Origin of the sequence: Streptomyces kurssanovii, from assembly GCF_040677245.1 — a bacterium.
Taxonomy (GTDB): Bacteria; Actinomycetota; Actinomycetes; order Streptomycetales; family Streptomycetaceae; genus Streptomyces; species Streptomyces kurssanovii.
In genome coordinates this window covers 98,210-118,009 of record NZ_JBFAQK010000006.1, presented here as the reverse complement: position 1 = coordinate 118,009, position 19,800 = coordinate 98,210, and the positions used below count along the sequence as shown (strand labels likewise).

The window sequence follows — 19,800 nt, the reverse complement described above, 5'->3', positions numbered from 1 at the left end:
GGGCCCGGCCGGCACGGCCGACTCGCTGAAAGGAGGTCAATTTCGGCAGTGGGCAAGGACGGTACTGCAGTGCGTGGTTGGTCTCCGCCTGGGAGCGTCGGCATTGAGATCCCCAGTCAATTCAAGGATAAAAACAGGGGTAAATTGCTGCTAGTGTCTGGGTCGGAGGTGGAGCATGCCGACCGAGGAAGAGCTGTTCGCGGCGGTCGATTCGCTGCTGGAGGATCAGCCGGAGCTGCCGCCGCCCGCTGAGCGGGCCCGGCTGCGTGAGGCCGCCGGCATTACGCAGGCCCGCCTGGCCGCTGCCCTCAAGTCGACGACGCAGACGGTGAAGAACTGGGAGAACGGTCGCTCGGAGCCCCGGCCGCCGCGTCTGCAGGCGTACCTGCGGCTGCTGGAGGGCTGGGCCGCGAAGTACCCTCCCGCACCGGAGCCGGAGCCGGAGCCGGCGCCCGTCGGCCACGCAACCCACCCGCCCGCCGATCCGGTTGCTTCCGCGCCAGCCGGCCCCGGACCGGTCGCCTCTGCGCCGGCTGCTCCCGCACCGGCCGGCCACGCACCCCACCCGCCAGCCGCACCCGCCGCCCCCACACCAGGAACCTCCGCACCCGCCGCACCCGCACCAGTCACCTCCGCACCCGCCGCACCCCCTGCTCCCGTGGTGGAGGCGGCTCCCGCGGCCGGGCCGTCGACGGGGCGCCGGGCGGCGGCGAAGAGGACCGTCACGAAACCCGTCGCCGCCGATCCCCGGTTCCCGCACGGCCCGCTCGCCGTGCTGGACGGCGACGGCCTGGCGTACTGCGCCGGCGGGATCGTCCTGGACTGCCCGGCGACCACGATCGCGCAGCTGGTCGACTGGGCGCTCACCGAGTCCGGGATCGGCGCTGCGCGGTTGCATCGCAACGGCAAGGACAGCGATCCGCTGATCGTGCTCACCGCATCCGCTGCCGTGAAGCTCGGGCTGCCCGAACGCCTGGAAGGTGCGGAGGCCCGCCGCTCGCTGCGGCTGCCGGAGGACCACCCGGTGGTCAAGCAGCTCACCCGCGCGAAGTGGAAGCTGACCAAGCGCGGGTTCGGCCCCTGGGCGCGGATCTACCGTCCTGCGCAGGCCGGGCAGCGGCAGTGCGTGCAGTTGGCCATCATGCCGTGGGACGCCCTCGACTCCCGCTCCTGGCCCGGCGTCGCCGGTCTCGAGCCGGCCGACGTCGCCCGTGTCCTAGGGGTGTACGCCCAGCGGGTGATCACACCACGTGGGTCCACCGCCGTCTCCGGTCTGGCGCTGATGACCGCGCTGCGGCCACCGACCCGCGCCGTGAGGAACGACCAGACGGGGGAGTGGGTGTCCGGGCACAACCCCGGCTCGCTCGGCACACAGCCGGTCGACCCGGCGCCTCCGGAGGCGACCCCCGAGCATCCGGTCGCGCAGGGCTGGCAGGGTGGCTTCCTCGACGAGGAGGCCTACCAGTGGGTGCGTGACCCGCAGTTGCTGGCGGACGAGGAGTGCCTGTGGCCGTGCGCGGTCGGCCTGGACATCAACACCGCCTTCCTCGCCGCCGCCGCACGGCTGGTGGTCGGGCTGTCCGGCCCCGAGTACGTCCGGCGCCCGGTGTTCGACAAGAAGATCCCCGGCTCCTGGCTGGTCGACCTCTCCCACGTCGACCTGGACCCGCGCCTGCCGTCGCCGTTCACCCCCTCCGGCCGGCGCCCCACCGGACCTGCCTGGTACCAGACCCACACCGTCGCCTACGCGGCGGAGCTCGGGGCCGACGTCGCCCCGGTCGAAGCCTTCCTGCGGCGCGAGACGGGCGCGTTCCTGGACCCGTGGCACGACCGCCTCAAGACCGCCTACGTCGACACGATGGCCGACCTGGGTGTGACCAAGGACCTCGACGAGGCCGCGTTCCTCGCCGCGATGGAGCAGCACAAGCAGGCCGATCCCGGCCTGGCGGCCGTGCTGGCGGCGATCAAGGCGACGGTGAAGGGCGGCATCGGCAAGCTGCGCGAGCGCCCCCAGGGCCGCCACTACCGCGGCGGCGAACGGTGGCCGGCGCTCGAGCGTCCGACCTGGCGTCCGGACATCCGCGCCGCGGTCATCTCCAAGGCGCGGGTGAACATGCACCGCAAGATGCTCAACACCGCCAAGGAGACCGGCCAGTACCCGCTCGCGGTCCTCTCCGACTGCGTCGTCTACGCCAGCCGGGGCCCGTCGCCGCTCGACTTCCTGCCCCGCACGCCGGACGGCAAGCCACTGCCCGGCTCCTTCCGCCTCGGCCCCACGCCGGGCCTGGCCAAGGTGGAGGGCGTCCAGGAGATGGCGTGGGCGGTCGACCTCATGGAGAAGGGCCTGAACCCGGCCCGCCACATCAAGGGCGGCGACGCCGTCCTCGAGGACGGGGAGTAGACCCGTGGGGGACATCGACGACGCCCTTGAGCGCGCGGACCAGGAAGCCTTCACCCGCGAACCGCCCAAGAGCCTTCAGGCCCGGATCAACTACCTGGTGCGGCAGTTGAAGAGCACCCGGGCCGTCGCGCAGGAGATCGGGGTCAGTCAGCGCTCCGTGGAGCGCTACCGCACGGGTGCACGCAAGAAGCCGCCCAAGGACATCGCCGAACGCATCGACGCCGCCGTACGCGCCCGCTGGCAGCCCCTGGTCCGCAAGCGTCGCCGTCGGCAGGCTGCCGGCGCCACCGGTATCACCGTGGAAACCCGCGCCCGGTTCGGCTACACGGCACCGATCGGCAGCACCGACGACGGCCGGATGCGCCGGCTGACCGTCCACCTGCCCCCCGAGTACGCCAACCGCCTGTTCGACGCCCAGCAGCAAGGGCTCGGCGACCAGCAGCTCCGCGCGATCGTCGCCGAAGGACTCCAGGAGATCTATTTCAAGGACGGCGGACGCCGCGCCGACAACCTCGAAGTGGAATTCACGGACATCGACTACTTCGATGTTTCTTTCTGACATGCCTCGCGCAGCATGAGCGCCGGTGCCGAGCCGCTGAGCCGAAGCACGTTAGTTGTCACAAAGGCAGGCTAGTTGTCACCACGGGTGTGATCGAGCGCCTTACCTGGCCGCTGAGCACGATGGTCGGCCGGCCGAGCGTTCTGGTCGACCTGCACGTGCTTCGTTCGGCATACGCACTGGGAAGCAGATCGGCCCCTTCCGTCGGAGGTAGTCGCCTTGGAGGGTGTCGCGCCCACCGATCCTGGTTGTCGGTGAGCGTGAGCTGGGCGTTAGCCTCGGCGGATGATTCCTCTGCGGGCTCCGAAGGTGATCACGCGCCACCGCGCCGGGTGGATCTATGCCTACTCGATGGATTCCGGTGCTCTCGGGGCGCTGGAGCCCGTCGCGGTGTTCCAGCCGCGGCCTGGCGACGAGGTCGTGGAGTCGGCGGTCTGGCCCGATCTGGAGCGAGTCGTATATACGACGCTGAACGGCGTCGTCTGCCTCACCCTCGCCGGTGACCTGGTGTGGACATCGGACTTCGAGCCGCACTCGGACCAGCGCCATGGCCACCGGCCTGGCTGTGCGCTGTCCGGGGACGGCCGGACCGTGTGGGTCTACCGGCCGGACGCGATGGCGGGACGCGGGGGTACAGACCAGTGGGTCGTGCACGACGCCTACAGCGGGGCGATCCTGGCCCGCCGTGAGTTGGAGACAGTCGGGCACGGCGCCGGCCACCACGTGCACCCTGTGGACGGCAGCATCTACCTCGACATCGGTGAGGGCCAGGACGGCTCCGTCATTCTCAGAGGCTCGGCCGGGGCCGACGGCGAGGTGGAGTTCGTGAAGTACCCGTGGTGGGACCGCTGCCTGATCGACCTGGCGCCGGACGGCCAGCAGTTCATGACCGTCGACCACGGCCAGGTGGACGTCGCCTTCCACCGCCACCCCAGCGGGGACGTGCTCTTCGCTCTGCCCGTCGAAGCCTTCGGGTTCGACCCGGAGGAGACCTTCGTGGAATGGAGCGGCGGCTACCTGACCCCCGACCTGGCCGTGGTCACGCTGGGCGGTGAGGGGCAGGACGAGGAGGAGTGGTTCCGCTACTACCTGATCGACGTGCGCACGGGCACGCTCAGCAGCGAGATCGCCGTCGAGGTGACCAACCCGTACGAATTGGTGCCCCTGGGCGACGGTTCATGGCTCACCGACGGTCCCGACGGCAACCCCCTCCGCTGGCGCTCCCTGCTGCCTTCCCCTCCGTCGCACCCGGAAGGTTGAGTGCTCGAGGCCTCCCGATCTTCGTGTCTGGTGACAGAAAATCCGCTGATGGGTGTCTTGTGACAAGCCGCGTGCCTCGCTTGTGACAACCAGGCTGCTTCGACAGGCCCATTCGCCAGCTCATCGGCTCCGCCGGTGACAACCATCGTGCTTCGGCTCAGCCGCCGCCGAGTCTCGGCCATCAGGGACCGGTGCGCGAGTGAATCACCGGCATCGGCTTTACCTTCCCCGGACTGCCCCGCGAATCACGATGGGTAGCCTCCGGGGATGACTGAGACATTCGACGAAGCCGTTCGTGCCCGGCTGCAGGCCCCCAACGTCTGGTACGTCGGCACCGTGTTCGCCGACGGAGCACCGCAGGTCAGCCCGATGTGGGTGGATCTGGAGGGCGAGGGTGAGCTGACGTTCAACACCTCGGTGGGCCGGGTGAAGGAGGAGAACCTGCGCCGCGACCCCCGCGTCTACCTCTCGCACGCGGACGCCAGCGATCCCTTCGACCGGGTGCAGATCAGTGGTGTGGTGACCCGCTTCATCGAGGGCGAGGAGGCGCACGATCGGATGGACCGGCTGGCCCGTAAGTACCTGGGCAGCGAGCGCTTCGAGTGGATCATGCCGGGGGAGCAGCGGGTCGCGGTGATAGTGCGCCCGGTCAAGGTGCGGCACATCGTCGGGGTCGAGCGGTTCCGGCCCGGCGGCCCCGTGCCCGCTCCCTGACCGGCACACTCGTCGGACCGCGGTCGGAGGCTCCCAGGAGGGTGACGGACTCGACCGGCGCGACGCGATCGCGGCGGCCGTGCTCGTCACCTCCTGGGAACTCGTCGCGTCCCGTTGTCGTCGTTACTCGGCACCGAGTCCGGCGTCGTCGACCTCGCCTCTGCCCTCGGCCTTGAGGACCTTGTTGAGCGTGGTGAGGTCGTAAATGCCCTTCAGTTCCGGCTTCTTCAGCAGGCCGGCCTTCACCGCGTGCTGCGCCTGCACGTTCAGGGTGGCGGCCAGTGGGTCGTCGAGGAAGGAGATGGACGGCCAAGCACTGTCGATCACGGCGTCACCGAGGGGCTTGCCGGTGAGCTCCTTGAGCTTGGCGTTCGCGGACGCCTTCGCCCTGTCGGGATCGGCGTTGATCCACGCGTTCGTCTTCACCGAGCCGCGAAGCACGGCCTCGACGACGTCCGGGTGCTCCTTGAGGAACTTCTGCGACACGATGATGTTCGTGATCACGAACTTCTTGTCCGGCCACAGGTCCGACTCGTCGAGCAGCACCTTCGCGCCTTCGCCCACCAACTTGGACGCCGTCGGCTCCGGGACCCAGGCCCCGTCGATGGAACCGGACTTGTAGGCGTCGGGAGTCACCTTGTTGTCCGTGCGGACCACGGAGACATCGCCCTTGCCGCTCTCGGTGTCGACCTTCCAGCCCTTCTCCGCGATCCAGTTGAGGAAGGCGACGTCCTGGGTGTTGCCGAGCTGCGGGGTGGCGATCCGCTTGCCCTTGAGGTCGTCCAGCGTCTTGATCTTCTCCGGGTCGACGACCAGCTTCACGCCACCGGAGGCAGAACCGCTGACGATGCGCAGGTTGGAGCCCTTGGACTTGGTGTAGCCGTTGATCGCGGGGGAGGGGCCGATCCAGCCGATGTCGATCGCGTCGGCGTTGAGCGCCTCGATCTCGGAGGGGCCCGCGTTGAAGGTGGACACCTTCAACCGCGTTCGGCCCAGCTCCTTCTGGAAGATGCCCTGCTGGTCGCCCACCAGGGCGGTGGCGTGAGTGAGGTTGGGGAAGTAGCCGATGCGCACCTCGTCGGTGGAGAGCTTCTTGCCGTCCGCCGCGACCTCCGTCCGCTCGCCGTCGTCGGTGGACGCGGATCCGTAGCCGCAGGCGGTCAGCAGGAGGGGAAGTGTGACGGTGACGGCGAGGATGCGCAGGGTGGTGAGCGGTCTTGCGGCAGACACGGGGTGTCCTCTCAAGGGGTGAGGTGAGCGGGAGTTACGGGGAAACGGGGGCGAAGCCGGCAGGGACGCCACGCGCAAGCGCTCCGGGTGCGTGCGGCGGGTGCGGGTGCGGCGAGGACCCTGATGGCCGTCGCGGGAACGCGCGGTGCGCGCCTCGGTCACGCCCGTGCCGCGCCCGAAGGCATGCGGTCATGGCGACTTGGGGAGGGCGCTGGGGACCGAAGAGTGTCCGGTCCGCGAAAGAAGCGGGGCGTCAGGGTGCCCGGCGGTGTTCCTGGGATGCCGGGTGCCGAGGACGGTCTCAGACGGGCCGACAGACGGTGCTGGACGTGCGGCCGAGGTCGATGTGGCGACGCGAGGTGAGAAGGGCCGTGCGGTCGAGCGTTTTCATGGCCACCTCCCAATCCCTACATTTCCCAGCTGGTTGGTAGGGATAGTGGCAGAAGGCGGCGCCCGCCCCAAGAGGGTGTTCAGATAGTGGATTCACTCATCTCGCCTCTTGGGATGAACGGTCGGGGTCCGGCGTGTCAGGGGGACGTGCGACGCGGCGCCCCGCCCCGGCCGCCGGGCCGGCGCGGCGGGCAACGCCGTCCGCGCGGGGCCCGGCTCTGTGCCGGGCTCCACGGATCCGGCCGGGCTCCACGGATCCGGCCGGGCTCCACGGATCCGGCCGGGCTCCACGGATCCGGCCGGGCTCCACGGATCCGGCCGGGCCGGGCTCCATGGGTCCGGCCGGGAGTTCAGGGCGGTGTGCGGCCGGGCTGCCGGTGGTCGGCTGTCGAAGTGGCCGAGTGACGCCGCCTCAGGGGCAGTTCGCGGCCACCGTGCGGTGCGGGCCGTTGAGGTAGTGGTCCCCGATGGCACGCAGCCGGCGTGCGGCGGAACGGTGGGCGGTGAGGGTGCGGGCGTTGCGCCAGAACCGGTCCAGGCCAGGGGCGTCGGCGACCTCAAGCACCCGGGTGGTGACCCTCAGCGCCGCCCTCGCTGTCACCGTCTCGGCCGTGGCGACGAGGGCGGCGACCGCCGCGGGTTCCTCGACGTCGAGGAGCGGTCCCAGGTCCAGAGCTCGCACCATCGCGTCCGTGGCCCGCCCGACCACGGCCGAGGCGGTCTGCGCGGTGGACGCCAGCTCGCCGTAGGCGAGGAGGAGGTCGGGGTCCTTCGCGGGCAGTCGCGAGGTGCGGGAGGCGGTCCTGCTGAGGTCGCGGGCCTCCGCCAGGGCGCCTTCGACGATGCCGAGGCCGACGTGGCACAGGGCGAGGCGGAGCGCGGGTGTGGCGAGCGCGGTGAAGGGCGCAGTCGACTCCTCGTCGTGCGGCCGGACGCCCATGACCTGGTTCGGGGCGACGACGACCCGCTCGGGCACCAGGGTGCCCGCGCCGGCGACCCGCTGGCCCAGGCGGCCGCCGCCGACCTCGACGGTGAGCCCCGGGTGGTCGCTCGGGAGGCGTACGACCAGGATGTCGCCGGTCACGGCGCAGCGCGCGTCCACGACGAGTTGGTCCGCCGCAGTGGTCGCCGTGTCCAACGCGCGGCGCCCGTTCAGGATGTAGCCGGTGTCGAGCGGCGTCAGAGTCAGGTCGCCTTCTTCACCGTCGTCGGAGGATCCGGGTGCGCGGACGGCGCCGGTCCAGAGCCACTGGGCGCGCACCGATTCCCCTTCGATGGCGGCGGTGCGCGCCGTGCTCGTGCCGTAGAACCGGCTGCTCCAGGTATGGACGTAGTGGCGGGCGAGTATCTCTCCGACGGAGCTGTCGGCCGTGGCGATCTCCTGGACGACGGCGCAAGCCGTGCTCCAGTCCGTCCCGCGGTCCGGTCCGGGCGGGGTGAGAGCTGCCAGGACGCCGGCCTCGCGCAGTCGGGCCGCCTCGTCGGCGGGCGGTTCCCCGGCCTGGTCCCGGGCGTCGGCGTCGGCGGCCAGGTCGTCCGCCACGTCGCGGGCGGTGCGCAGGAGGGTGTGCCGCCGCGCGTCGGCGGACGGGTCGGTGAGGCGAGGGGTGCGCGGGGTGTGCGGGGCGCGTGGGGTGTGCGGAGCGGTCGGTGTCATCGGCATGCCGTCACCGACAGGCCGCTGTGCCGAGGGGCTGCGGGCCTGGGGGCGGCCAGGGCCACGGAGGCGGCCAGGCTGCGGTGCGTGGTCGTCATGTTCGGTACTCCGAAGGGTCGTTGGGTGACGGCGTGGCTGGTGCGGTGCGCGGGCGTGGTGCTCTTCGCCCTGGGGCGGCCGCGGCGAAACCGTCGCCCGCGACGTATTCCTGCTATCCCTACTGGATTAGTAGGAATATTGCTCGGGGAGGGCCGGAGCGGCAAGAAGGTGGTCACATGGCGGACTGCCCGGCCTCACGATGCGAGACCGAGCAGCTTGCCGCTGCCGCCGACGCTCAGGGGTTGGACCAGGCGGCGGGGTCGTCCGCCAAGGCGTGCACGAATTCGGGCAGCCGGCCCGACGCGATGTCCGCCAGGGAGACGCCTTCGAGGATCATGCGGACATTCGCTCGCACGGCGATCCACAGCGGCAGCAGCGCCTCGGCGGGGCCGGGGTACGTCAGCTCCGGCGGCCGTACGCCGCGCACGGAGACGAGCGGACCGTCCACCGCGCGCACCACGTCGGCTACCGAGATGTCCTCCGGGGCTTTCGCCAGCCGGTATCCTCCGCCGGCGCCGCGTTGGCTGACGACCAGTCCGCCGCGTCGCATGTCGTTGAGGATGCTCTCCAGATACTTGTGCGGGATCTCCTGCGCCTCGGCGATGGCCTCCGCGTTGAGGGGTCCGGTGTCCTTGGCGCCGGCGAGGAGGAGGGCGGCGCGTACCGCGTAGTCCGCCCTGGCTGAGATCCGCATACGGGCATTATCCCGTACGGTTCGGCATCGCTCCCGGTCGGCCCGGTCGGCCCGGCCGCCGCAGGGCCCGGCGTGCCCGGCGCCCGCACCTGTCACGTCGCACACACGGACCGTGCCCCCGGCTCGCGGGGGCACGGTCCGTCGATCGGGCCCGTCGTGCCGGCCCCGGGAAGCCGGGTACCTCGGGTACCGCACATGTTCCGGACCACCGTTCGCGCCGCGCGCCTGTGGGTGGCGGTGAGGGTGCGGAACACAGCGACGACCCCTTGCGCCATCGCAGGTGCGGAGTGGATCGGGGCGCCGCCGGCCCCGGTCCTGGTGGCGGACCGGGGCTTGCGGCTGCCGGGGCGTGGCCGGTCAGGCGGCCGCGGGCGTGTAGTGGGCGGCGTCGTCGCCCTCGACGACGTAGCTGTGTCCGCCGTCCACACCGACGGGAGCGTCTCCGGCGACGGTCACGCGGTGCAGCAGCCGCGGCTGGTCGCCGTAGTCGTCGGGGGCGTAGTGCTGGGTGATGCGGTTGTCGAACAGCACCAGGTCGCCCGGGTTCCAGGAGATCCGCACGAGGTTCTCCGGCCGGACGACGTACGACTGGAGGAGCCGCAGCAGGTCCCGTGACTCGGACGGGCCGAAGCCCACGAGGCTCTGTGCGAACCCACCGATGAACAGCCCTCGTTCGCCGCTCTCCGGGTGGACGCGCACCACCGGGTGGGCGGTGCGGTAGCGGCGGGAGACGAACCGCCTGCGATGTTCGGCGGCTGTCTCGTTCTTCGGCTCGGCGTAGTCGTACGCGTTGGTGTGGACCGCCCACAGCCGGTCGGCGAGCTCCCGCAGCGGCTCGGGCAGGTCCTGGTAGGCGGCAGCCGTATTGGCGATGAGGGTGTTCCCGCCGTACGGGGGGACGACGAGTGCGCGCAGGGTGGACGCCTTGGGGGGCGTGCGCACGAAGGTGACGTCGGTGTGCCAGTGGTTGGCGCGGATGCCCTCGTCGCCGTCCACCGGCAGGATCCGCGGCTGCCCGTCGACCGACGGCACGGTGGGATGGGCGGTGGTCAGCTCGCCGAAGAGGGACGCGAAGCGGAGCTGGCCGGCGTCATCGAGGCGCTGGTCGCGGAAGACGAGGGCCTTGTGCTCAAGGAGGGCGTTGTTGACGCCGGCGACGACCTCGGGGACGAGGGCGCCTTCGGCCGCCAGGTCCAGACCGTGGACCTCGGCGCCGATGCGCCCGCCGATCCGGCTGATCTCCAAGTCGACTGCTGTGCCGGACACGTGGGGTGCCGCGGGTGTGGTGGTCATGTCGGGTGATCCCTTCAGGAGGCTCAATGAGGCGATGGGCGGGGTCGGTTGTCGTTGCCGGGGGCCGCACATGGACGGCGAGGTGGCACGGGGCGTCCAGCGCCTGCCCCGGCCGATGTCCCTGCGGTAGGTGCTGAGCGGTCCGGCGCGTTCGAGGCGGTCCTCGTCACGGACGCCGGAGTTGCCCAGGAACGGCCGGAGATACGGGCCACGTACAGGCGTCAACAGGGCAAGTCGGACTTCACCGGAAGCAGGTCCGGCGGTCGGACCGCCGGGCGATCAGCGGGACGCCGTCTTCGCCTCTGTCGAACACGCCCGCCGACCCAACCTGCCTACTGCGCAAGGAGGGTGAACGTGTTTCAGGGCGCTGACCGGTTCGCGTCCGATGCCAGGAAGGTCCCGGTGCCGGGGACGTCCGAGGTCAGGGAGGTCCCGGTGCCGGGGAGGCCCGCTGCCGGGAAGGTCCGGCGGCTGGGGGTGAGGCCGCCGAGGGGTTCGTCTAGCAGCCGCGGCAGGGGGTCGCACAGAGGGCGCTGGCGTGCCGTCCAAGATCGACGTGCAACCGCGCGGTGAAGTTCGCTGACTGGCTCACACCGACGAGGCTGTCAGCGGGGATCAGCCACGTCAACGCGGGAAACGGACCTGTCTCACATGCTGAATGCACCGCCACACTCCTGAAGTGAGCCGTTCATAAAGCGCGGCACATCCCTTGCCGCGGACGGGGAGAACCACCGACCTGCCCCTGCTGTCGAGGACCCCCGGCGCAGGCGGACACCGCACAGCCATGAGCAAACGGCCCTGGACGCGTGCTGAAGGAGATGCCGCGTCCCCAGCCCCGCGGCGGTCGGGGCCCGTACGGCACCGGTCGCCCGGGGGCCGCCAAGGGCCGCCTCCGGCGGCCGCGGGGCGGCGTCCGAGAGCGGCGCCGACCGGCGCGAGGTGCGCTCCGACGGCAGCCGCTCACCGCTCGCCCCGGCCCCGTGGACAGGGTCAGTCGCTCAGGTCGGGTTTGCCGAAGAGGACGGCGTAGCCGGAAGGGAGCTGGCTGATGATCTGGTTGAGCTCGCCGGGGGAGACGGCGTCGGCCAGCGTGCTGAGTACGGCACTGGCGTCCCACTGGGCGGTTTGCTGACGGGCCCCGGTGCGTTCTCCCACCCGACGGCAGAATTCTTCGACGCCGTACGACTCGGCCCGCTGCTCCCCGTCGACCTTGAGAGCCTCCTTCAGCGCGCCGGGCAGCTGGGCCGACAGGTCCTTGGCCTCCCCGGGCGTGATGCGGTGCGCCAGAGTCTCCAGCACCACAGTCGTGATCTCGGCGGCTTCCGCCTGGTCCGCGTACTCACCGCGCTCCCGTACCCGGGCCAGGAATTCGTCATGCCTCATCGATCTCTCCCCTCGGTTCGACGGCGGCGTACCCGGCACATCCGGTTCTTCCCTGGTCAGAGCGGTCAGAGCCCGGGCCTCGTCTCGTACCGGGGGCCGAGGTCGGGTGTGTCGGCACCCTGCAACTCGCTGACCACCCCATGCGTGTCGGACAAGTCGTGCAACACGGCGCGGGTCTCCTCGGCAGGCAGCCCGGCGCTTCGGGCGATCTCCTCGGCATGCACGCCCTCGCCCCCGTGCTTCTCCTGGGCGGTGACCAGGGCCTCGAAGACCCGCTCGTGCGCCTCGGAGTAGTCCTGGCGACCCCGGCCGGTGAAGGACCGGGCCGGAGACGACGCATCGGCCCGCGAACTGCCCTGAGTGCCGCCCGTGGCGGTCTGCTGCTTGCCGCGGTGCAGGGACGCCGTCTTCTCCTCGTGGGGCGTAGAGGTCCTCATGTGCGCGCGCTGTTTTGACCCACCCGTCGTCGCACCCCGGTCCGAGGGCTGCTCGCCTGCCCTCTCCGCGTCCCGCGCGGCCGCGCGCCGCTGTTCTTCGTCCCCCTCCATCTTCTTCCGCACCATGAGCCTGGCCCCTTCCTCCCGAGCCGCCGGCCCGGACCTTGATCCTCGAGCCGCGCGACGTGCGCTGAATCCGTCTCCGGGACGAGTGACACAGCACCCGTGCAGCCAAACGACCCCGTGCGCCGGCCTCGCGGCCCGGGGGCGTGCGGCACGTCCGCTCGCCCCTCCTGGCGGCCCCGGGTGCGCGACTGCCTCAGGGCCCGGGATCATCAGACGCTGCCGCGCCTTTCGACGACGAGGATGCGGGCCTCCGGCGCAGGGTGGGCGACATGGGCATCGCCAGGTTCGACGCAGCACACCCGGCCCGGCGTCAGGTGCTCGACCCGCTCGATGCCGTCCACCCGGTAATGCATATCGACCGCCCCGTCCAGGACAACGAACACTTCGGGGCCGTCATTGACGTGCCACTGGTACGGCTGGTCGGTCCAGTGCAGACGAACCGTGGCGTCATCCACGCCCGCGAGATCGACGGCACCCCACGGGCGTTCTGCGGTGAATGAGGCGGCGTCGAGGAAACGCATCAGAGTTCTCCCTGGTCAAGGGCCTTATGGGCATCGGGTCCGTCCATCGTGCAAGACGGTCTCGATCACCGCGATAGGCAGAAATGACGTGAGGCATAAGATTTCTGCCATGCATCACGTCGTCGCCCTGGCGCTTCCCGGGATCGTCGCCCTCGATCTCGCCATCCCCGCCCAGGTCTTCGGCGCCCCCGGATCCCCCGGCCTCTACCGGTTCAGCCTCTGCGCTGCCGAAGCCGGGCCAGTGGCCACGTCCACCGGGTTCGATCTCGTCGCGCCCCGAGGACTGGAGGCCCTGACCGAGGCCGACACGGTCATCGTGCCCGGCTATGCACCGCACGATCCACCCGTGCCCGAGGTGACCGAAGCCCTCCAGGCCGCAGCAGCACGTGGCGCCCGGCTGGTCTCCGTGTGTACCGGAGCGTTCGCCCTGGCGGCAGCCGGCCTCCTCGACGGGCGCCGCGCCACCACTCACTGGATGGACGCCCCCGATCTCGCCGACCGCTACCGCATGGTCGACGTCGATCCCGCGCCCCTGTACATCGCCTCCGGCTCAGTCCTGACCAGCGCCGGATTCACCGCGGGCATCGACCTGTGCCTGCACCTGGTCCGCGAGGACCTGGGCGCGGACACCGCCGCCGAGCTCGCCCGCCGCCTGGTCGTCCCCGCGCACCGTGAGGCCAACCAGGCCCAATACATCTCCCAGCCGCTGCCCACCGACGGCACCGGCATGGCCGACGTCTGTGCTTGGGCCCTCCAGCACCTCGACCGCCCCCTGACGGTGGCCGACCTTGCCCACCGCACCTCACTCTCCCCCCGCAGCTTCGCCCGCCGCTTCACGGCGGAAACCGGCACCACACCCCTGCGCTGGATCAATACCCAGCGCCTCCAACAGGCCCGGCGCCTCCTGGAGACCACTCACCTCGGCGTCGAGGAGATCGCCCGCCGAGCCGGCCTGGGAACCGCAACGAATCTCCGCTTCCACCTCGCCCGCGAAGCCCAGACCACACCCACCGCGTATCGGCGTACTTTCCAGCGCCTCCCCGCTCCCTCCGGGGAACCCGCCTGATCCGCCGAGCCGGCCATGAGCCTGCCCGACGAGGCCGTCCTCGTCTCGCCCGGCCTCGGCGCGGTCGAGTCGGCCGAACGCCACCCCGCGCTGTCGCACCGGCCGGTTGCCGTGATTCAACCGCGGGACCTGTGGCCGGTCCTTCCCTCGCGCAGGAGGCGCCGCAGGCGGCTCTCCGGCCAGGTGTTGATCACGTCGTTCTTGGTGAGCCAGCCGCGCTGTGCCGTGCCTACGCCGTAGCGCATGTTGGCCAGGTGGAGGGTGGCGTGGGCGTCGCTGTCGACGGCGAACCTCACGCCGTGCCTCTTGGCCCGCAGGATGTCCTCGTCGCGCAGATCCAGCCGGTCGGGGTGGGCGTTGATCTCCAGCGCGGTGCCGGTGCGCGCACACGCGGCGAAGATCGCGTCGAGGTCGGCATCGATGGGCGGACGCTTGCCGATGATCCGGGTGGTGGGGTGGCCGATGATGTCGACGTGCGGGTTCTCGCAGGCCCGGACGATTCGCCGGGTCAGCGCCTCACGCCCCTGGTTGAAGTGCGAGTGCACCGACGCCACGCACAGATCGAAGCCGGCCAGGAACTCCTCGGGCCAGTCCACGCCGCCGTCCGGATCGATGTTCAGCTCCACGCCGTGCAGCAGCCGCATACCACCCCGCTTGCCACGCTTTGCGTACTGCCCGTCGAGTTCCCGGACGCGTTCGCGCTGGGCCAGGATGCGTTCGTCGGTCATCCGCTGCATGTACAGGTCCGGGCCGTGATCGGTGATCGCGTAGTAGGCGTAGCCGCGCTCGGCGGCCGCCGCGACCATCTCCTCCAGCGGGGCGAGACCGTCGGTGAGGTCGGTGTGCGTGTGCAGATCGCCCCGGATGTCCTGTTCCTTGACCAGGTCGGGCAGCTCGTCCTGCAGCCCGGCTTCGATCTCGCCGCGGTCCTCGCGCAGGGTGGGCGGGATCCAGGGCAGGCCGAGGCGGGCGTACACGTCCTCCTCGGTCTTGGAGACGATCTTCTTGCCGCTCTCGGCATCGAAGAGACCGTACTCGGAGAGCTTGAGCTTGTGGTGGACGGCCCGCTCCCGGGTGCGGATATTGTGCGCCTTGGACCCGGTGAAGTACTGCAGGGCCGCGCCCCAGGAGTCCGGCGGTACGACGCGCAGGTCGACGGAAAGGCCCTTGGTGGTGCGGATGGACGTCTTCTTCTCGCCGTGCGCGACGACCTCCGCGACGTACGGCAACTCGGTGAACGCCCGCATCACGGGCGCCGACCTGGCGGCCGCGGCAAGCACGTCGATGTCGCCGACGGTCTCGCGGAAGCGGCGCAGCGAGCCCGCGTAGGTGCAGCGCCGGCAGCCGGCCACTCCGGAAAGCTCGGCGACGATGTCGTCGGCGAGGTCCATGGCCGCGTCGAGCAGGACGCGTTCTCCGGAGGACTGCAGGAGTTCCATGCCGTGGAGGATGTTCTCCTCCGTCTTCGGCCCGAAGCCCTTCAGATCGCGCAGCCGTTCCTCATGGATGGCGTCGGCCAGTTCCTCGACGGAGGAGATGCCCAGTTCCTCGTACAGGACGGAGGCCTTCTTCGGGCCGAGCGTGGGGATGGCGGTCAACCGCCGGACGCCGGCGGGGATCTTCGCCCGCAGCTCCTCGACGGCGGACACGCTGCCGCTGCGCGAGTACTCGAGGATCTTCTCGGCGATGGACTTGCCGACGTTGGGGATCTCCTGAAGACCCTTGACGTCGAGGGTGGACACGTCGGCGTGGTAGCCGCCCACGGACCGGGCAGCCTTCTCGTAGACGCGTGACTTGTACGCGTCTCCTCCGGTGATCGAGATCAGGTCCGCGTATTCGTGGAACAGCGCGGACACCTCGTCGTTGGACCGAACCATGATTCCCGAGTAGGCAGACAGCGCCCCGTTCATGCGTGCCGGCGCCTGTCATCTCAGGAAGGGAGTCCGGGTCCCGTACCTGCGCGGGCCTGTGACAGTGCCCCTCCCTCGGGCGAATGTGCGGCTCCGGCAGGCGCATGCCCCCGGGGCAGGAGGGCTACCCGCCCAGCAGACCGCGACGTGAGAAGAGACGCAGTGGGGCATTCGGTGGCCTCAAGCGGTCTCGATGTGAGGAGGCTCCATGACTCCCGCCACCGTTGGGCATCCGTTCCGGATCCGCCGGGATGCGCTGCCCCTGACCGGGCCGGAGTCGCTGGATCCGCTGCTGACGCGGATCGGTGACGCGAGGTACGTGCTGCTGGGAGAGGCGTCGCACGGCACGTCCGAGTACTACCGGTGGCGCGAACTGCTGACGCGGCGGCTGATCGAGGAGAAGGGCTTCTCCTTTGTCGCCGTGGAGGGCGACTGGCCCGACTGCCACGCTGTGCACTGCTCTGTGACCGGCGCTCCCGGGGCGCCCGAGGACCCCGCGGGCGTGCTGGAGGACTTCGACCGCTGGCCGACGTGGATGTGGGCCAACACCGACGTCGCCCGTTTCTGCCGGTGGCTCCGCGAGCACAACGCCCGGCTGCCGCAGGACCGGCGCGCCGGGTTCTTCGGCCTGGACGTGTACAGCCTGTGGGAGTCGCTGCAAGCGGTGCGCGACTACCTGAGCGAGCACGTACCCGACGCGGTCGACCGGGCCTTGGACGCCTACCGGTGCTTCGAGCCGTACGCGGAGGACCCGCAGTCCTATGCGATGGCCACCGAACTGGTGCCGTCCGGCTGTGAGCCGGAGGTACGCGAGCTGCTGGTACACCTGCGGCACAGCGCGGAGCAGGCGGCAGCCGCGGACGGCGGCCTGGCCGGCTTCGCCGCCCGGCAGAACGCCGAGGTGCTGTCCGGGGCGGAACGCTACTACCGGGCGATGCTCCGGGGCGGTCCGGAATCGTGGAACATCCGGGACCATCACATGGCGGACACCCTCGACCGGCTCATGGACCACCACGGGCCGCGGTCCAAGGCGGTGGTCTGGGAGCACAACACCCATGTGGGCGACGCCCGTGCCACCGACATGGCGGCGGCCGGCCTGGTCAACGTCGGTCAGCTGGTCAGGGAGCGCCACGAGGACGACGGCGTCGTGCTGGTCGGCTTCGGCTCCTACCAAGGCACCGTGATCGCGTCCGACCGCTGGGGCGGGCGCGCCCGCGCGATGCGGGTGCCGCCGGCCCGTGACGGCAGTCTGGAGGACTCGATGCACCAGGCGCTGCCCGGTGATTCCGGGCTCTTCGTCTTCCCGCCGACGGGGACACACTCCGACGCGGGGGGCACCACCCGGCCCGCCTGGCTCGACGACGTGTGCGACCACCGAGCGATCGGCGTGGTCTACCGGCCGGAGCGGGAGAAGTGGGGGAACTACGTGGCCACGGTCGTCGGAGAACGCTACGACGCCTTCTGCTACATCGACCGCACCACCGCTCTGACCCCGCTGCACACGGCCCCCGCCGACACGGGCGAGGAAGAGACCTGGCCGAGCGGCGTGTGAACCCACGCGAACCTCACCCCCGTACGGCCGGCGATGTAAAGGCGTTCCAGCAGGACGGTGTCCGCCTCGCCGCAAGGACAGCAGTGGCTCCGATTGCCCGAAGATGCCTGCGAGGTACTGCGGTGTTGGAATGGAAGGTGGCAATGAGCGCGGTCGGGGCGCGGCTGCCGCACCGGCGGAGGAAAGCCGCCAGACGAGGAGTCGGTATGAGCGTCGACGAACTCTCCGAGATGGGCCCTGTCGATTACCTGGTCCTGGAGTTCCCGGGCAATCGCATGACCGGCGAAGGCCTGCCCCTGCTGCTCGAACTCGTCGAGCGGCGCATCATCCGCATCCTCGACCTGTCCTTCGTCCGTAAAGAGGCAGACGGTTCGGTCAGAGCGCTCAAGCTCACCGACATGGACGGCGACGGGGAACTCGACCTGGCCGTGTTCGAGGGCGCCTCCTCGGGCCTGCTCGGCGAGAACGACCTCCAGGAGGCCGCCGCCGTCCTCGAACCCGGCAACTCCGCGGGCGTCATCGTCTACGAGAACGTGTGGGCCGCGCCGCTGGCAGCGGCCCTGCGCCGCAGCGGAGCACGGATGGTGGCCAACGGAAGGATCCCGCCGGAGGATCTCATGGCGGCTCTGGAGGCCGTCGAGGCGGGATCCGCCTCCTGACGGCCGACGCCCACCCGACGACAAGGAACCTGTCATGCCTGGTCTACTTCGCGGAGTCGCCCGCACCGCGGTCGTCTCCGGTACCGCCACCGCCGTCTCCAATCGGGTCTCGCGCCGCCAGGCCGGCCGATGGGCGCAGCAGGACTACGGACAGACCGCCGCGTCGCCGCAACAGGCCTACAGCGCTCCGGCACCCGCACCCGCTCCTGCACCTGCACCACCCGCAGTGTCGATGGACACCAAGATTTCGCAGTTGAAGGAGCTCGCTCAGCTCAAGGAGCAAGGGGTGCTCTCCGAGGCCGAGTTCGCGGCTCAGAAGAGCCGCATCCTCGACCTCTGACCGGGACGAGCTGCCCGGCATCCGCCGGATCCCGCACGCTGCCGGATCCCGCACCATGCTGCCGCCGCTCCAGAAGCGTGGCCGCGGCATGGTGCGGGCCGTGCGGGACGTCATGGGGAGGGCCGTGCGGGACGTCATGGGGAGGGCCGTGCGGGACGTCATGGGGAGGACTGTCCGCCCATGGACTGCCCGCCGATGCCCTGCAGGTCGGCCTGCCGCGCGACGGCCCGGCGGGCCGGATCCGTGAACTCCCGCTCGACCGACTCCTGGAGCAGGAGCGTCTGCGCGCGCACCGCCGGGTGCTGCTGCGGCGGCAGGGCGTCGAGCAGGCCGTCGAGCATGGCGCGGAGCCTGCGACAGATCTGCACGGACGAGCTGCCGTAGTGGAGGATCTCGCAGACGGCGAGCTCAAGATAGTTGTCCCAGCTGCGCCCCGGCAGCACGAGCCGGGCGTCCCCATGACCGTCCGCCAGCACGTAACGACCGGGGAGGTGCGTCCTGCCTACCGTGTGCAGGAACCGCTCGATGTAGTTGACGACCTGCACGGCGGTCGTGGGGTCGTTCACCGCCGGGGACAACGCCCTGATGGCAATGTCGACCAGGACCCTCAGAGCGAAGGCCGGGTCCTGTTCGATGGTGCGCTCGGCCCCGAGGGCGACGAGACCGGACACCCGCGCCGGGTCGGGTCGGGACGTGCCTCCGTGGACCTCGACGAGCACGGTGCCGGGTGGTACGAAGTCTCCGATCAGCCGGGTCATCACGAAGACGCAGTCGTGGCGCGCCGCCTCCGCGACCAGCCCACGCACGTCGAAGGCCTGGACGGCGCCACCCCGCTCGGTACGAATGCGCATCACAGGACCGTCGGACGGCACAACTCCGGCTCCACGGGCAGCGGCCCCCCGGATCGCCGCGGCGCCGCTCGTGAACACTGCCTCTCCCATGCCTTCGACCAGCTCCGCGATGGCCACCGGTCGGAGACTGTGGGTGAACCGGTTGAGGTAGACCAGCAGGAGCACGAGGCTGACGGCCACGGCCACGCCGGCCAGGGTGACTCCGAGGTCGGGGACCGATTCGGATTCGACGCTGCGCAGCAGGGAGAAGGCGAACGCGAACGTCCCCGTGAAGGTCGCCAGAACCGACTTCTGCAGCCGGTCCCGGTACCAGAGGCGCATGTACCGGGGGGACAGGGTGCCCGTGGCCTGCTGCACCACCAGCACTCCGATGGTGACGACGAAGCCGAGCAGCGCCACCATCGCGCCCACGATGGCGGTGAGCACGCCGCTCGCCGTCGTCGCGGAGTAGTGCCAGCCGCTCGGCGGCCAATCGGCGCCGTCGGCGGCCAGGGCGAGCTCGGCGAGGAGGGCACCGAGGACGAGACCGAGCATCGGCACGATCCACAGACTCGCCTTGGCGTATTGCCGCAACCTGAACCGGGCCGCCCAGGACGTCATGACACCCATGCCACGCCCCTTCACCCGGAGGAGTCACGTGTTCTTGAGGCACACGGGA

17 protein-coding genes are annotated in these 19,800 nt (G+C 70.7%); 8 read left to right on the top strand and 9 right to left on the bottom strand.

The window, feature by feature from the left end; genetic code table 11:
• The first annotated feature begins 175 nt into the window (after positions 1 to 175).
• The 4 genes from tap (at position 176) to AB0K36_RS07380 (ending at position 4,934) form a co-directional block, all read left to right on the top strand.
• Positions 176 to 2,401, top strand: coding sequence for a telomere-associated protein Tap (gene tap / locus AB0K36_RS07395; RefSeq protein WP_364589568.1), 2,226 nt, complete (start codon positions 176 to 178; stop codon positions 2,399 to 2,401).
• Between the two features lie 4 nt (positions 2,402 to 2,405).
• Positions 2,406 to 2,960 carry a telomere-protecting terminal protein Tpg gene (gene tpg / locus AB0K36_RS07390; protein ID WP_364589566.1) on the top strand — a complete coding sequence of 185 codons (555 nt, stop codon included), beginning with the start codon at positions 2,406 to 2,408 and terminating at the stop codon, positions 2,958 to 2,960.
• 285 nt (positions 2,961 to 3,245) lie between these two features.
• A complete protein-coding gene (locus AB0K36_RS07385) occupies positions 3,246 to 4,220 on the top strand; it encodes a hypothetical protein (protein WP_364589563.1) in 975 nt (324 codons plus the stop codon).
• A gap of 267 nt (positions 4,221 to 4,487) precedes the next feature.
• The gene (locus AB0K36_RS07380) at positions 4,488 to 4,934 is read left to right on the top strand and encodes a TIGR03618 family F420-dependent PPOX class oxidoreductase (RefSeq protein ID WP_364589560.1); all 447 of its coding nucleotides are present in this window, start codon (positions 4,488 to 4,490) and stop codon (positions 4,932 to 4,934) included.
• Between the two features lie 123 nt (positions 4,935 to 5,057).
• On the opposite strand, the gene AB0K36_RS07375 is transcribed toward AB0K36_RS07380, so the two are convergent.
• From AB0K36_RS07375 to AB0K36_RS07345, 7 genes are all read right to left on the bottom strand, one after another.
• Positions 5,058 to 6,164, bottom strand: a complete 1,107-nt coding sequence (locus AB0K36_RS07375) for an ABC transporter substrate-binding protein (RefSeq protein ID WP_364589558.1) — start codon at positions 6,162 to 6,164, stop codon at positions 5,058 to 5,060.
• A gap of 802 nt (positions 6,165 to 6,966) precedes the next feature.
• Entirely contained in the window at positions 6,967 to 8,217 is a 1,251-nt protein-coding gene (locus AB0K36_RS07370; protein WP_364589555.1) for an acyl-CoA dehydrogenase family protein, read from the bottom strand.
• Positions 8,218 to 8,545: 328 nt separating this feature from the next.
• Positions 8,546 to 9,004 (bottom strand): RrF2 family transcriptional regulator, encoded by a 459-nt coding sequence (locus AB0K36_RS07365; RefSeq protein ID WP_364589552.1) that lies wholly within the window; start codon positions 9,002 to 9,004, stop codon positions 8,546 to 8,548.
• Between the two features lie 357 nt (positions 9,005 to 9,361).
• The gene (locus AB0K36_RS07360) at positions 9,362 to 10,297 is read right to left on the bottom strand and encodes a TauD/TfdA dioxygenase family protein (protein ID WP_364589549.1); all 936 of its coding nucleotides are present in this window, start codon (positions 10,295 to 10,297) and stop codon (positions 9,362 to 9,364) included.
• Between the two features lie 990 nt (positions 10,298 to 11,287).
• Complete coding sequence (locus AB0K36_RS07355; protein WP_364589546.1) at positions 11,288 to 11,680, bottom strand: DUF2267 domain-containing protein; 393 nt, start codon at positions 11,678 to 11,680, stop codon at positions 11,288 to 11,290.
• Positions 11,681 to 11,745: 65 nt separating this feature from the next.
• A complete protein-coding gene (locus tag AB0K36_RS07350) occupies positions 11,746 to 12,243 on the bottom strand; it encodes a hypothetical protein (protein ID WP_364589543.1) in 498 nt (165 codons plus the stop codon).
• A 209-nt stretch (positions 12,244 to 12,452) separates the two neighbouring features.
• A complete protein-coding gene (locus tag AB0K36_RS07345; protein WP_364589540.1) occupies positions 12,453 to 12,764 on the bottom strand; it encodes a cupin domain-containing protein in 312 nt (103 codons plus the stop codon).
• Positions 12,765 to 12,873: 109 nt separating this feature from the next.
• On the opposite strand from AB0K36_RS07345, the gene AB0K36_RS07340 reads away from it, so the two are divergent.
• Positions 12,874 to 13,830 (top strand): GlxA family transcriptional regulator, encoded by a 957-nt coding sequence (locus AB0K36_RS07340; RefSeq protein ID WP_364589537.1) that lies wholly within the window; start codon positions 12,874 to 12,876, stop codon positions 13,828 to 13,830.
• A gap of 116 nt (positions 13,831 to 13,946) precedes the next feature.
• Here AB0K36_RS07340 and polX read toward each other — a convergent pair whose 3' ends face one another.
• Positions 13,947 to 15,707 carry a DNA polymerase/3'-5' exonuclease PolX gene (gene polX, locus AB0K36_RS07335; RefSeq protein WP_364589534.1) on the bottom strand — a complete coding sequence of 587 codons (1,761 nt, stop codon included), beginning with the start codon at positions 15,705 to 15,707 and terminating at the stop codon, positions 13,947 to 13,949.
• Positions 15,708 to 15,948: 241 nt separating this feature from the next.
• Between polX and AB0K36_RS07330 the strand changes: the two genes are divergently transcribed.
• The 3 genes from AB0K36_RS07330 to AB0K36_RS07320 all read left to right on the top strand — a co-directional run bounded on the left by AB0K36_RS07330 (position 15,949) and on the right by AB0K36_RS07320 (position 18,291).
• The gene (locus AB0K36_RS07330) at positions 15,949 to 17,292 is read left to right on the top strand and encodes an erythromycin esterase family protein (RefSeq protein WP_364589531.1); all 1,344 of its coding nucleotides are present in this window, start codon (positions 15,949 to 15,951) and stop codon (positions 17,290 to 17,292) included.
• Positions 17,293 to 17,498: 206 nt separating this feature from the next.
• Positions 17,499 to 17,951, top strand: a complete 453-nt coding sequence (locus AB0K36_RS07325; RefSeq protein ID WP_364589528.1) for a DUF6325 family protein — start codon at positions 17,499 to 17,501, stop codon at positions 17,949 to 17,951.
• A gap of 34 nt (positions 17,952 to 17,985) precedes the next feature.
• A complete protein-coding gene (locus AB0K36_RS07320) occupies positions 17,986 to 18,291 on the top strand; it encodes an SHOCT domain-containing protein (protein ID WP_364589525.1) in 306 nt (101 codons plus the stop codon).
• A 158-nt stretch (positions 18,292 to 18,449) separates the two neighbouring features.
• On the opposite strand, the gene AB0K36_RS07315 is transcribed toward AB0K36_RS07320, so the two are convergent.
• On the bottom strand, positions 18,450 to 19,751 hold the full coding sequence (locus AB0K36_RS07315) for a DUF2254 domain-containing protein (RefSeq protein ID WP_364589522.1): 1,302 nt from the start codon (positions 19,749 to 19,751) through the stop codon (positions 18,450 to 18,452).
• Positions 19,752 to 19,800: the final 49 nt, after the last annotated feature.